A 13,862-nucleotide genomic window follows, 5' to 3' on the forward strand; every position below is an offset into this window, starting at 1 on the left:
GGCTTTGACTGGCCGCGATCCTCTCCTGTTATTGGCCGAACTGCCAGCTATGCAGCTTAAACAGCTTGCTGTCGGGCTGTCCCTTGAACAAGAGGTATAAGTCATGTACGCCTACCGCACCGCTTACCTCCGTTTGGTATTCCGCTGCTTGGTCACCCGTTGCCTGAACCGGCAAGGTTCCGATCAGCTTGCCATCCGCCGCATCCAGTCGCAGCTCAACGATTGCAGCTGCCGCTGCCTCCGATACCGAAGCCGCAAACCCGGAAGCGCCATTGCTTCCGAAATCAACCTTCGATAACGCAATCCAATCGCCGCTGTCAATATCGGTTACGGTCAAGCTGCCATCCGGGGAAGCTTCCGTGGCAATTCCCGCATTCCATCCTATCGTTGCCGACTCTACGGACTCATAAGGATTAAATAATTGAATTTGAGCTGCGCCTTCGTAATTTGCCGTAATCTCTTGAATCGACCGATCGGCATCCCGGAACTTAAGCTCATTCAGATGCGTAGAACGGTAACCCTTCGGAACTCCCATCGCTTTCGACAAGGTTTGAGCATGGTAAGCAATATACCAGGCATTCTTAAACTCGAAGATAACGTGATGATTGTTGCCGCCTACTCCGAAGAAATGTCCGGGATTTTTCAGAATCGTTCCCCGGTACGTCCACGGTCCCATCGGACTGTCGCTGGTCATATAGGCGATCTCTCCTGCAGGAGGGCTGCCCTCCGGACGGTCGCCGTTATAGAAATTCGAGCAATACGTAAAATAATAAGTCCCGTTATATTTGTTAATGCCGGCATCCTCAAACATAAATGGGGCCGGGATAACCTGCGCTTCTCCTACTACGCTGATCATATCGTCTCCAAGCTGCATGACCCGTGCCGTATCCGGACTTTCATCCTTGCCCTCCGGCACACCGCCGCCGAAGTAGATATACGCCTTGCCGTCATCGTCCACGAGCACGGCCGGATCGAATAACCAGGTAACCTTCTCAACGCCTGGAGTTGATCTTAAGATCAGCGCTTTTCCGATTGGATCCTTCCAAGGGCCGGTTGGGCTGTCGCCTTCCAGCACGCCAATTCCGCTCGCATTGTTCGCAAAATAAAGGAAAAACTTGTCTTGCCCATTAATGACCTTATGGGCAATAGCAGGAGCCCAAGATTGCGTGGCCCATTTGGCAGCGCCTTCAGAACCCGCAACGTTGATGACCCCATGATCCGTCCAGTTCACCAGATCCGCAGAAGAAATAATGCCAATCTTGTTAATGTTGCCGTACGTATTATCCTTCACGCTTCCATCCTCGCCATATTCGAGCACGTCATTCGTCGTATAAAGATAGACGCGGCCATCAAATACGAGAGCGTAAGGATCAGCCCCGAATTTATGCGAGACAAGCGGATTTCCTTGCGGCGGTACTTTACCTACTGCGCTAGCCAGTTTTACCTGTAAATCTTCCATTGTTAATTCCTCCTGATTCGTTATCGAATGATGGGATGCGATCAATAGAATAAGAACGGCTGTAAGGCAGCCTAGTCCTACAGCAATGTTCAGATTAATCCGTTTTTTCATGGTTAGCTCCTCAAGTCTGGGTGAGAGCGTCCCGATATTCCTGCGGCGTCATGCCTGTAGCTTTCTTGAAAAATCTCGTAAAGGAATGCGCCGCTTCGTAGCCTACCTCAACAGCGACCTCGCGCACCTTGAGCTCATCCTCCTTAAGCAACTCCTTGGCTCTCCTAACCCGGCAATTATCGATGTATTCGGATAAATTGACGCCGCATTCCAACTTGAAAAATCGAGATAGATAAGAAGGATTGAAATAATTGATCTCGGCCAGCCGGACAAGCGACAAATCCTCGTTTAAATGCTCATTGATATAATGACAAATTTTATCAATGACGGTGGCCGCATTTTCTTTATTTTCCGGACTTTTCACCTTAAACAGCTGATCCGTTACCTGCCTTAAGTATCGAACGGCTTCTTCCATGGAGGAATGCTCATCCAGGCGCATCAGCTTGCAATAATCGCTAAATTCGCCGCAAAGCCCCGCGCGGTTAATATGCGCATACAGAATAAGCGCTATCGAATAGTAAATTTCAATCTTTCTATTAATAGAACTGTTCGCATGGAGCATCGCCAAGCTTAATTCCTCGAAGATTTCGTCGAATTTCTCGGGTTTGCCCGCATCCAGGAACGCTGCCAGCATTTCCGCTTTCGGGGCTACTTGTCCCTCTTCTTTCCTGTGCAGTTCGTGCGGCTCTTCAAGCTGTTCGCCACGGTCTGTCACAATAATCGTCATGCCTTCTCCGCCGATTCTCATGAGCTGCAGCTGGCGAAGCCGATCATATTGCCGGTTTATGGCTTCCCAGCCGCAGGAGCCACCGCTTATCGTGAAAGCTACGGGCAAACGCAGGGATTGCAGGCAGGTCTCCTGAATTAATTCCAATGTACCTTCCAGGTAGCGAACCAAATGGTTATAAAACTTCTCTTCCTCATGCTCGGAGGGCTGCAGCAGCCATAAGAGATCCCCTTGCTTGTCTACAATCCCGATTTGTCTCGTTTTCCCGGACAAATAAGAATTGCACACCATTCGCGCTTTTGTAAGAAGTCCGCTTCTTTCAATATAAGAGGCACCCTCCGGATACGATAAGTGCCCCATGACAAGGAGTACGGGAGAAGCCGGATTCAGGCCAATGTTCATTTCATGAAACTCATCGGTCAGCCTGTCCTTGTCCAGACCATGTCCATGGCTTTCCTGGAGCAGATGCCGAATGTAATCCCCTTGGGCCATCTGCTCAAGCGTATGAAGCAGCTCGCGGGACTGCTCGAGCATTTTGCTCATCTGATTCTCGTGCTCGATCTCCTGCATCACTTCCTGAACGGTTGCCGTAACCTTGTCATAGCCCTCCGTCTTCAGCAAATAACGGACCTTCGGCATCTGTATGGCTTTATACGCGTAATCAAATTCACTAAAGCCCGTCAGGAAGATGACCTTGCATCTTGGCCAAAAGGCTTGAATCTCCTCCGACAGCTCGAGACCGTTCATGCCCGGCATGCTGATATCGGTCAATACGATATCAATCCTCGTCCGCGACATCCAATGCAAAGCCTCCTTCGCAGAGTAGGCCTTGCAGACATCCAGCTTCTCCGGCATAAGCCGATGGAACACCTCGTATAGCGAGTCTGTAATAATGTCTTCATCATCAACAATCAGCAATCTATACAATAACGCCAGCCCCCTCAAGCTTGATTCTGATCTCCACTTTGAGGCCATTCAACTCGCTTTTGGACAGAAACAAGCCGCTGCCTTCTCCATAAGTCAGAACTATACGCCGGTGGATGTTGATCATGCCGGTCATTTCACCGGATTCCCCTTTGCTGTCCAATCTTTCTTGCAGGGCATCAATCTGTTCGTCCGTGATCGGATAGTCGCCGTTATTTTCCACAATAATTCTCGCTTCTTCCTCATTCATGAAGAAGGAAACGCGGAGCAAGCCTTCATTTGTCATTTTCTCCAGGCTATGCTCGTAGGCATTCTCGATAATCGGCTGAATGATCAGCCTAGGCACCCGGATTCGCTCCATGTTCCCCGGCAGCTCATCGAACTCTACCTTGATTCTTCGGGAGAATCGGAGCTTCTGAATTTCGGTATACATGCCTGAATGCCGGGTTTCTTCAGCCAAGAGAACGTTATCCTCTCCGTTGCGGGTGATGAAGCGGTAATACTCGCCTAGCATGTTCGTGAAGAGCTGAACGCGCTCCAAATCCCCCGTTTTCGCCAATGAGTTTAGAATAAAAAAGCTATTGTACAAAAAATGCGGTTTAATTTGGGATTGAAGCTGCTTAAGTTCTGCTTTCTGCATCATCATCGTTTGTTTGAAATCTTGATCGATCAGCGTCTGCAGCTTCTTAATCATCTGGTTGAACCGGTTATACAAATAGCCGAATTCATCCTTCTTCTCATGGTCAATATGAATGTTGAGTGCACCTCCTTCCATCTTTCTGAAGCTCTGTACTAATAACAGCAATGGCTTATGAACAAACTTATACGTCGATAAGGCATAAATAACAATGGCACAGCATGATGTCAGGGCGAATATCCATGCCCAGTTGTTAAACCCGTTCAAAGGCTTCTTCACTACCGATTCGGGCAAATAGGTAATGACAGACAATCCCAGCGGTTCGGAATAAGCCTTATCGAGATGATATTTTTTATCGCCGATTTGCGTGATCAGCGTATTTTCCTCGGCATGAAGAGCACCAATCACAGAGCTCTGCAAAACATCCGAGGTATCTCCATTACTAGCCAATGTATATCCCATTTTATTGGAGATAAGGAATGAGCCGCTCTCTGGATAAACACTTATCTGCTGCAGCGATTCTCTGAGCTTATCCATATTCAATTCAATCTGGACGATAAATACAGGATCCCCCTCCTTGCCTCCGTATTTAGCAGCGCTGAGGTGAAGGGAATGATCATAGAGGATGAGACGCGCTTCCTTCTTATCCACTTCATTGTGAAAATAATTGAAGCTGAGCCGATTGAAATCATCAACTCCATTGTTTGAGGAAATCGTCTTCTGAATAGTCCGCACATGAACGTAAATATCTTTTATATAAACGCTGCTATTCTTAATAGAAGTAAACCGGTGAAGCAAATAATCGATGCTGGCCTTCTTGTCGGCGTTATCCATCAAATTCCAGGTAACCGCCAGTTTGTTCAAATCATTATCCTGCAAAATATCGTATTGCTGAATTTCCAGCCATTCGATTTGATGATCCAAATCTTCCAGGTAATAAGAAAGCTGGGCAGTCGTATTTTTCGATATCTCATTACTGGCATTTGCATAACTCCAGTTGTACAGGTACACCCCCAGTAAAATAATTGGCAGGATAACAACTAAATTCGTAATAATAAGCCTGACAAATAAGGCATTTCGCCATGACTTAGCGGGCAGTCTTATCAAGTGAATACCTCCGTTGTTCATACCACTGATTAACCTCGGCTGTTATTTTGTCGCCGCCCAGCTTGTACCAGTCCTGTACGAATTGGTCGAAGTCATCAATAGGTCTGCCCAAAATAATGTTGATGTAGGTTTGATCCTGCAGATCGCTAAGGATCTGCTGCAAGTCAATCATGGTATCTGTAGGAGCGCCTACAAAACTCTCGTACAGCAGTTGCTTGTTTTTCTCATACTGATCAATGATGGAAAACGCGCCTGTTGGACCATAAGTCTTAAACCAGCCCCAGCCTGATTCGCCAGCGTCTCCCGATAGATACTGATCCATTCTCTTCTTGATATAGATGGCTTCGTCTTTCAAGTTCGCCTGATTACCGGTCTTGCGGGCTTCTTCAATCTGCCTGTAAGCCTCCAGGTTCTTTCTTGTAGGAGACGGGGTAACCGGAGACAACTGCCATACCGCGTAAGTCGTGTTGTAATACTTCTCGTATTCAGCGGTCTGCCCCCAGTTCTTCTCCAGATGCAGATTAAAGAGCTTCACGATAGCTTCCGGATGCTCGTAGCCTTTTCTGACTGCGAAAAAGGTGTTCGTATTGAATTTAAGGGGTACCTTTGGTGCATGGCCCGTTGCAGAAACAATGGGATAAGCCTGCCAATCCGCACCCGGATCATTGTTCCGGCTCGTTTGCACCAGAAAAGAAGCCCACTGCTCCCCGTAGATCATTCCTATTTTCCCGGCAGTTATAAGCTTGCCTGCCTTATCCCCGTCCTTTAAAGCGAATTCAGGATCAAGCTGGCCCTGGTTGTACATATCCTGAATCACCTTCAAAGCCGTTTTCACTTCCGGCTGAATGCCTCCGTACACCAGCTTTCCTTGCTGATTCTTGATCCAAATATTCGGGAAAGCGTCATAACCGGCCATAAGGTCAACAAGTCCCATAACCGGGTCACCCAAATATTTCGTTGCTGCAATCCCGAAGGTATCGTCCTGGCCGTTGTTATCCGGGTCTCCGTCTGTAAACGCTTTCGAAATCGCCAGTAAGTCATCCATCGTTTTCGGCGGCGACAGCCCCAGCCTCTTTAGCCAATCCGTTCTGATCCATAATACATCCGCGTCTTCAATCGAAGAGCTTGTCTGTGGAATACCCATCAGCTTGCCATCGATTGTTGCCGTTTCAAACGGGCCGTCACCTTCTTCGCTAAGTACTTTCTTCGTAAGCGCGGAAGCATATTTTTCATACACAACCGTCAAATCCTCGATCAAGCCGGCGTTACTCAGTTCCCTAAGCTGCTGGGCACTTACCTGCACAACATCCGGAATATGTCCCGATGCAATCGATGCGCCAAGCTTCTGACGATACAGATCCCCTTTCGCCGTCCAATCATATTTGATCTTGATTCCCAGAGCTTCCTCGGTAAGTCTTGTCCACCGGTTATCTTCCAGCGTTTCTCCCGGCAAGTTGCTTATTAAGCCTTCTAATCCTTCACCGACTTCTCTTACAAAAGACAGCTCAATAGGCGGAACATAACGGCTGAGCGGACGATCTGCATTCGATACCGGTACCGGCGTATTCGAATTCTCATGCTCTTCCGGCGGCTTGGCGTTGTTTTCATTCTTGCATGCAGATAAGGCTGATAGAAGCATCAGCGCAGCAAGCATAAGCTTTATCTTGTTTATCCTTGGCCTTGGTATCCGCAACAGGATTACCCCTTTTCACTCGGGCGCAGCTGCGACGAGCTGTATGTAATTCATTATCTGGGCAGAGACCCGATAATACAATACGCATCTCTTTATGTCGTTACCCGTTGTTTACTTTTTAGCAGAATCCAATGTACGGGAAAAGCACGAGTATAGGCAAGGCCGATTGCTCCATTATCAAACAGGCTAACCCCCATAATTAGACAGGTGTTCAACGCTTGCACCCGAATAGTACACTCTTTTCTGCAAGCGCATACAATGACAACCCCCATGCAACCAAATTTCAAAGGAGTTGGATATTAATGAAAAAGAGCAATTCAAGCTGGATTCTGAAGCTGTTCACCCTAATGGCGCTTATGCTAACGCCATCCTTGCTGAACAGTCATCCGGCGAAAGCGTGGTCGGGAATGACCATGTCCAAGCTTCATGCAAGCGGCAATCAGCTGGTGAACAGCAGCGGGCAGCCCGTGCTCCTGAGCGGATGGCATCAACCTTCCGGTTCGTATTGGACGTACCAGGACAGCAAATATTATCTGGATCAATACGGCGGGAACAGACATGCGGCGGTTCTGGCGTATCTGAAGGACATTACGGATACTTTCACCAATACATCAAGTAAATACGGCAACAGCCACGGCTGGTATATGAACCAGGTTCGCTTGTTTATCGATCGCGAGGACATGGGCGATGTCGCGGCAGGCACATACAATTTCGCAGGACTGCAATCCGTAACCCAGGACGTTATCATTCCATACATCAACTATGCCAAGACCAAAGGGGTATACGTCACGCTTGGCCTTGACTTCACTATTCTTAATAACCAGGCGACAACGCAAGCCAATCTCGATAAATTCAATCAAATCTGGGGTTATCTGTCCTCCCAATCGGCTATCAAGAGTGCGGATAACGTCATGTTCGAGCTTATCAACGAGCCCGTTCAAGCCTTCGCCAACGGCTCCTGGGGAGGCAATCCTGCGCAAAGCGACTTTGTTGCCTACTGGAATTCACTCAAGACCTTCCAGAATTCCATCATTTCCACGATCCGGAATAACGGTGCAGACAATGTGATCTGGGCGGCCGGGCTTGGCTGGGATCAATACTACCAGCTGTGTGCTTCCTATCCGCTGACGGATCCGCTCAACAATTACGGGTATGCCGTTCATTGGTATCCGGGTTACGGCGCCCATGACGATTATGCCGCTCTTCAGCAGATCTGGGATGATACGATCAAGCCTTGCGCCAACAATTACCCGATCAATATTACCGAAACGACATGGTTCAAGACGTTATCCGGCGACTCTTCTTATTGGGACCTGTTCAACGGCTCCAACGAGGGCTTCGGCAAAAATACGAAAGCCATCTTCACGGCGGCGGGCAATGTCAGCATAGCCGTTCATATGAACGGTTTCTTGCTCGAGCCCGGCACCAGAAGCTCCTTCGCCGATCCGACGGCCGGCTTGAAGTACGACGGCAATACAGCAAGGGACGGAATGGCCCGGTTTATTTTCGAATGGTATTATGAGCGGGCGCAGCTGCATCCATGGAACGGAATCTGGAATGGCATCCAGTCGGGATCGACCTACAAAATCATAAACCGGGCCTCGGGAAAAGCGCTTGAGGTACCGGGGGGCCAGAATACGAACGCCTTGCAGCTTCAGCAATATACGGATAATGGCGCTACCGCCCAACAATGGGTGATTACGGATCAAGGTACCTATAACAATTACTATAAACTTCGAAGCGTCAGCTCTTCCGACAACAAAGTCATGGACGTACGCAACGGGACAAAGAACAACGGGGAAGCCATTCAGCTCATGTCCGATTACAATAATACCGCTCAGCAGTTCCGGCTGATTAAGCTGAGCAGCGGATATTGGAGCATCATTAACGTAAATAGCAACAAAGCAGTTGAGGTTGCCAATTCTTCGACAAACAACTCCGCTTTGATCCAACAGAATATGTATCGGGGCAACCCGAATCAGCAGTGGCAACTGGTGAAAATCAACTAGCACAACAAATGGGGCAGCCCTTTTTCAAGGTGACTGCCCCATTCATTCTTAGGACGTTTCATCGAAAGAGCATGTTTTCTCATCCCCCTGATCTATTAACCTATTATTTTAATAGTAACTTCTAAAGAATGTATATTCCATTATTGGATGTTTGGAGATATCCTCTTTCATTATAGATCGTGCAGTAGGAATATGCCGTTTGAAAGGAGAGTCTAACGGATGAACCATATCCACTATGTGGGAAGCGATGCTGCGCATGACGGTAATTTTGTTTTTGATATTCCTCAAGGCCATCACTGCTGGCTTCTGGTCATTACCAAGACTCCGGCACAATTTTGGGTAAACGGAGATCTCCAAAAATACCCCTCTCAAAGCGCTGTCCTGTATCGAGCACATCAGAAAATCTATTACAAAGCTTGCGCCGACAGATACGTAAACGACTGGATCCGCTTTGAATCGGACGAACCGTACGTTTCAAACATTCCGTTTGGGATTCCATTCTCGCTGGATGATCCGGATTATTGCCACAAGTTGATCGAACTGCTTGTGATCGAGCATAATTTTAATAGAGATTACAAGAAGTCTTCCATTGATTGTTTGCTGCGAACCTTGTTCAACAAGCTATTGGAGTCCTATTGCCATGACGGTTTTACAACGCAATACTACGATCTATTACGCCTGCGCGCGGCTATTCAAAATAGCCCGGACGATCATTGGACGGTTCCGAAAATGGCGGAATACGTCCGAATCAGCCCGGGCTATCTGCAAACCATTTACAAAAAGACTTTCGGAATATCTTGCATGGAGGATGTCATCAACTGCCGTATTCGTCTTGCCAAAGAATATTTGTTCCAAGGTTCCCGATCCATTCATGAAGTTGCCGATCGATGCGGATACCAAAACGTGGAACACTTCTGCCGGCAATTCAAACAAGTGACCGGCTTCTCGCCAAGAAATTTCCGGTTACAGGCCAGCCATTCCGAACAGGTTCAGGAACATCCGGTTATTTGACCTGAATCAACCGATTCGCTTTAAAATATTCCTTTACGAGGAACTTCATCCCGTCACTTGGCTGCTCCCTGACAAATTCAGCTGCATCCGCAAACTTCATTCCGAACGGAGCATCCGGCGTATAAGCTTCCCACTGCGGCAGTTCCTCTCCCGTTGAATCTAAGCCATTCGGATTTCCGGTACGGATGAAGTTCGCCCAGTAGTTGCACATTTGCCGGGCGAGATCGTAGTGTTTACCAACGAACGGCCTCCAGCATTTGGCCAGGGTCTCGAAAAAGAACCAAAGATCGACCGAATGGAACGTTCCGGGATTATCCCATCCCGGAATCTCGGCATCGAAATTGTAATAATAAAGAGGCGTATGGCCCCCCGTATCGGCATTTGCTTGCCCTGCAATCCGAATGGCGTATTCGATGCCGTTTACCGAAGCCTTCTTAATGACTTCTTCCAGGTTGCCTGTTGAATATTCGCAAAGCTCCAGGAACGCCTTGGCATCTTCACCGAACAGATTGACGGCCAATTGTTGGAATTCCTCCAATGAACCCGCATGAGGAGCACTGATAAATTCGGACGATGTATGACCGAACATAACCGGCACCTGCAATCGTTTGTTTTGAAGGAATAGCTCCAGCGAGTTCCCCACGTTAAACTTATGATCTACGACGGTCCCCCAGAAAGCTTTATATTCCACTATCTTATCCCGTAAATAGACGGCATCCAGATTTCGCGCTTCTTCAAGCGAGGTTACTCCGAGATAGTCAAAAAACTGGATGCCCTCCTGTTCGGCTTCCTCCAACGAGCGGAGAAACCTTGGCATTCCGGCGTTCGGATATAGCGGGGCAAATAATCCGCTCTGTACAATCGCTCTCTGAAAAAGTTCGCTGTTCTGCGGTGAAGTCAGCTGGTTCATGACACTGCCGCCGCCAGCCGATTGTCCGCCAATCGTTATATCGTCCGGATTACCGCCGAAAGCGGCAATATTGCGTTTGACCCATCTAGTAGCGGCTTGCTGGTCAAGATGGCCGAAGTTTGCGGGCGCATCCGGCGCTTCCGCCGTAATTTCGGGATGGCACAGAAATCCGAATGCATTCAGTCTATAGCTGATGGTGACTACAACGATCCCTCTTCGGGCGATGCGTTCTCCGTCAAATTCCATCTCGGAAGGATGACCAACCTGCAAGCCCCCGCCGAAGTACCACACGAATACGGGGAGCTGTTCATCTGCCTTTTTTGCCGGGGTCCAAACGTTCAGGTAGAGACAATCCTCGTTCATCGCGATATCCGGCTCCACGGCCCATTCCCGCGTATATATATTGTTGTCATCAAGCTCCTGTCTAACCTGAAGCGGGATCGGCGCATATTCGCAAGCTTTCCGCACGCCATCCCAGTGGCTGGCGGGCTGAGGGGCGCGCCAACGATTCTCTCCTACCGGCGGAGCGGCAAAAGGTATCCCTTTAAAGCTTGTAATTCGAGGATCTGCTGCCGGTAATCCTTGTACCGTCCCGTTTTCCACTTGCACGATTCTGAGCATGATTCCATTCTCCCTTCAACTGAATAATTTGCTTGCCGGTTGTTGCATCGGTACGCATTTTTATGATTTTTTGCGCTCGTTCCGTTTTTTACATAATCCGAAATCGGGCTTCGTTTGTTTCTAATATCCGGCGAATCACTGCCAAGGCTTGTATTTATATTCGGCACGGCTCTGAATGGTTGCGCTTTCACAACTTGCGTCGAAGTCAGTATAAAATAACTAGTTATTCTAAACAATGACGTTTCCGCATCGATTATTGATGTATCCTAAGATAACTTTGTTCTCGATAAACTTATATGGAACAAAAAAACAATCCTCTTCCGCAACAATGAAGAGGATTGTTTCAAACTCATGCGTGGATTACGATAGTCATGCCTGCCTCCCCGGCAAACGATAGAAGATTCCTATTCTTATCCGACTTCTCCGATTCGCAGGCCGCCCCATCCAACGATAATGCTACGGGGTGATCGCAGCGTACGCGGTACGTCCCTTTACGATCCGGCCTCAAAATCGCCTGATGAATTAGCCCGTCTTTCCATGCGATATCCACCGTAACGCCGCCGCGCGCCCGGAGCCCGCGGACTTCGCCGGCCGGCCAAGCTTTCGGAAGGGCAGGCAGCAGATGAATAGTGTCCTCATGGCTCTGCAGAAGCAATTCCGCAATGCCTGCCGTGCCGCCGAAGTTGCCGTCGATCTGAAACGGCGGATGATTGTCTAATAGATTAGGCAGCGTGGAGTGGGACAACAGCGCGGTTACGTTAGCATGCGCCTCTTCCGCTTCCTGCAGTCTCGCCCAGAAATTGATGATCCAGGCCCGGCTCCAGCCGGTATGCCCTCCCCCGTTCGCCAGGCGGCGCTCCAGCGTTCGGCGAGCGGCAGCGCTTAGTTCCGGCGTTTTATCAGGAGTAATCTGGGTTCCAGGGTGCAAGGCGAACAGATGAGAGATGTGTCGGTGCCCAGGCTCTACCTCCTCGTAATCTTCGTACCATTCCAGCAGTTGTCCGTAACGCCCGATGCGGGGCGGGGGAAGCTTGTCGATCGCCTGACGCAGCTCGCCCAGAAGCTCGTCATTCGACCCGATCCGTTCTCCCGCGGCTGCGCAAGCCTGGAACAGCTCGCGCGCGATTTGGCTGTCCATGGACGGCCCGTAGCACAGTACGCCCGTCTCTCCATTCGGCAGCCGGTACGTATTCTCCGGAGAGACGGACGGGCTGGTGACCCATTCGCCGCTTGGAAGCTCGACCAGATAATCCAGCAGGAAGACCGCAGCCTCCTTCATCATTGGGTAAACCCGCTCGAGGAACGCCGTGTCTCCCCCGTATCGATAATGCTCCCAAAGATGAAGCGACAGCCAGGCGAGACCAAGCGGCCAATACGTCGACGACGGCCACAAATCCTGCGGGGCCGTGTCTGCCCAAATGTCCGTGTTGTGATGGGCCGCGCTCCCGCGGCAGCCATACATGGACCGGGCGGTATGCCTGCCGTTCGGAATCATGCGTTCGATCAGCTCGAAGAGAGGCAGGTGGCATTCCGGCAAATAGCAGCTCTCTGCCGGCCAATAGTTCATCTGCGTATTGATATTGATGGTGAACTTGCTGTCCCAGGCGGGAAGCATATCCTTATTCCATATCCCTTGCAAATTCGCGGGCAGCGATCCGGGCCGGCTCGAGGCGATCAGAAGGTAACGGCCATAGTGAAAATACAAGGCGGTAAGCCCGGGATCTTCGCGGCCGGCCTTAACGTTAACGAGACGTTCCGAGGTTTCCGAGATCTCGGGCTTCAAGCCTGACTCGGCTCCGATCCATAGCCTTGTTCGATCGTATAGGCTGCGGTAATCCGAGATATGCGAAGCCTTCAATTCCGAATAGGCGGCTGCGGCAACGCGTCCGGCGTCGCCGAGCGCAGCAGCTTCGGGGTCGGCTTCGCGGAAATCCGTCGACGCGGTCACGACCAGCAGAACGGCGTCGGCATTCGAGACGACGAGGTGTTCGCCAATCGTGCGCATGCTTCCCCCCTCGGGCACGCATGCAAGGACGCCGCAATACCGGACGCCTCCGCCGCTATTGCCGCACATCACGATCCTACCTTCCTCTGCGCGAATCTCGTCCACGTAACGGAACCTCTCGCGTCCCATTCGGGCCGTAAACGAGATTTGGCCGGGAGAATCCGCCGTAAGCCTTAGCACGATCGCTCTGTCCGGGTAGCTTGCGAAAATTTCGCGGGCAAACTTCGTTTCTCCCGCCGTATAGGAAACATGAACGATAGCCTCCGATAGGTCAAGCCGTCTCTCGTAGTTCCGAATCTCCGCCGCATGCTCGAACCGGAGAAACAAATCGCCAAGCGGTACATAATGACGCTGAGACTCGGGAATGGCCGTAAGAGCCAACGATGCCAGGCGCTCGGCCTCCTGAAGCTTCCCTTCGAATATTAGCTTGCGAATTTCCGCCAAATTGGGCAGTGCATCCGGATTATGCCGATCCCTAGGACCCCCGTACCATAAGGAATCCTCGTTTAATTGCACGCGTTCCGCGCGCGGATCGCCAAATATCATCGCTCCCAAACGTCCATTGCCGATCGGCAAGGCTTCCTCCCATTGCTTGGCGGGAGAATGATAGAGCAGCGTGTCCTCGTGTTCTCGGTTGTTCTCGGGCAT

8 protein-coding genes are annotated in these 13,862 nt (G+C 49.9%); 2 read left to right on the forward strand and 6 right to left on the reverse strand.

Translation table 11 applies throughout. From position 1 onward, the window contains the following. Positions 1 to 28: 28 nt before the first annotated feature. The 4 genes from PJDR2_RS21495 to PJDR2_RS21510 are packed head-to-tail and all read right to left on the reverse strand — an operon-like array spanning position 29 to position 6,619. Positions 29 to 1,570: a glycoside hydrolase family 43 protein gene (locus tag PJDR2_RS21495; protein WP_015845831.1), complete on the reverse strand. Its 1,542-nt coding sequence runs from the start codon at positions 1,568 to 1,570 to the stop codon at positions 29 to 31. A gap of 10 nt (positions 1,571 to 1,580) precedes the next feature. Further along, positions 1,581 to 3,224: a response regulator gene (locus PJDR2_RS21500; RefSeq protein WP_015845832.1), complete on the reverse strand. Its 1,644-nt coding sequence runs from the start codon at positions 3,222 to 3,224 to the stop codon at positions 1,581 to 1,583. Then, positions 3,217 to 4,965 carry a sensor histidine kinase gene (locus PJDR2_RS21505; RefSeq protein WP_015845833.1) on the reverse strand — a complete coding sequence of 583 codons (1,749 nt, stop codon included), beginning with the start codon at positions 4,963 to 4,965 and terminating at the stop codon, positions 3,217 to 3,219. Before PJDR2_RS21505 ends, PJDR2_RS21500 begins: the two co-directional genes overlap by 8 nt. After that, complete coding sequence (locus tag PJDR2_RS21510) at positions 4,946 to 6,619, reverse strand: extracellular solute-binding protein (protein ID WP_015845834.1); 1,674 nt, start codon at positions 6,617 to 6,619, stop codon at positions 4,946 to 4,948. Before PJDR2_RS21510 ends, PJDR2_RS21505 begins: the two co-directional genes overlap by 20 nt. Positions 6,620 to 6,960: 341 nt before the next feature. Here PJDR2_RS21510 and PJDR2_RS21515 point away from each other — a divergent pair, with 341 nt between their 5' ends. Then, a complete protein-coding gene (locus PJDR2_RS21515; protein WP_015845835.1) occupies positions 6,961 to 8,667 on the forward strand; it encodes an RICIN domain-containing protein in 1,707 nt (568 codons plus the stop codon). A gap of 219 nt (positions 8,668 to 8,886) precedes the next feature. Then, complete coding sequence (locus tag PJDR2_RS21520) at positions 8,887 to 9,678, forward strand: helix-turn-helix transcriptional regulator (protein ID WP_015845836.1); 792 nt, start codon at positions 8,887 to 8,889, stop codon at positions 9,676 to 9,678. On the opposite strand, the gene PJDR2_RS21525 is transcribed toward PJDR2_RS21520, so the two are convergent. Together PJDR2_RS21525 and PJDR2_RS21530 are read right to left on the reverse strand one after the other, a co-directional pair. Next, positions 9,671 to 11,209, reverse strand: coding sequence for a carboxylesterase/lipase family protein (locus PJDR2_RS21525; protein WP_015845837.1), 1,539 nt, complete (start codon positions 11,207 to 11,209; stop codon positions 9,671 to 9,673). The two genes, PJDR2_RS21520 and PJDR2_RS21525, sit on opposite strands and share 8 nt — an antisense overlap. A gap of 349 nt (positions 11,210 to 11,558) precedes the next feature. Beyond that, a complete protein-coding gene (locus tag PJDR2_RS21530; RefSeq protein ID WP_015845838.1) occupies positions 11,559 to 13,862 on the reverse strand; it encodes a glycosyl hydrolase family 95 catalytic domain-containing protein in 2,304 nt (767 codons plus the stop codon).

The sequence above is a fragment of the Paenibacillus sp. JDR-2 genome (assembly GCF_000023585.1).
In the GTDB taxonomy this organism is placed as follows: Bacteria; Bacillota; Bacilli; order Paenibacillales; family Paenibacillaceae; genus Pristimantibacillus.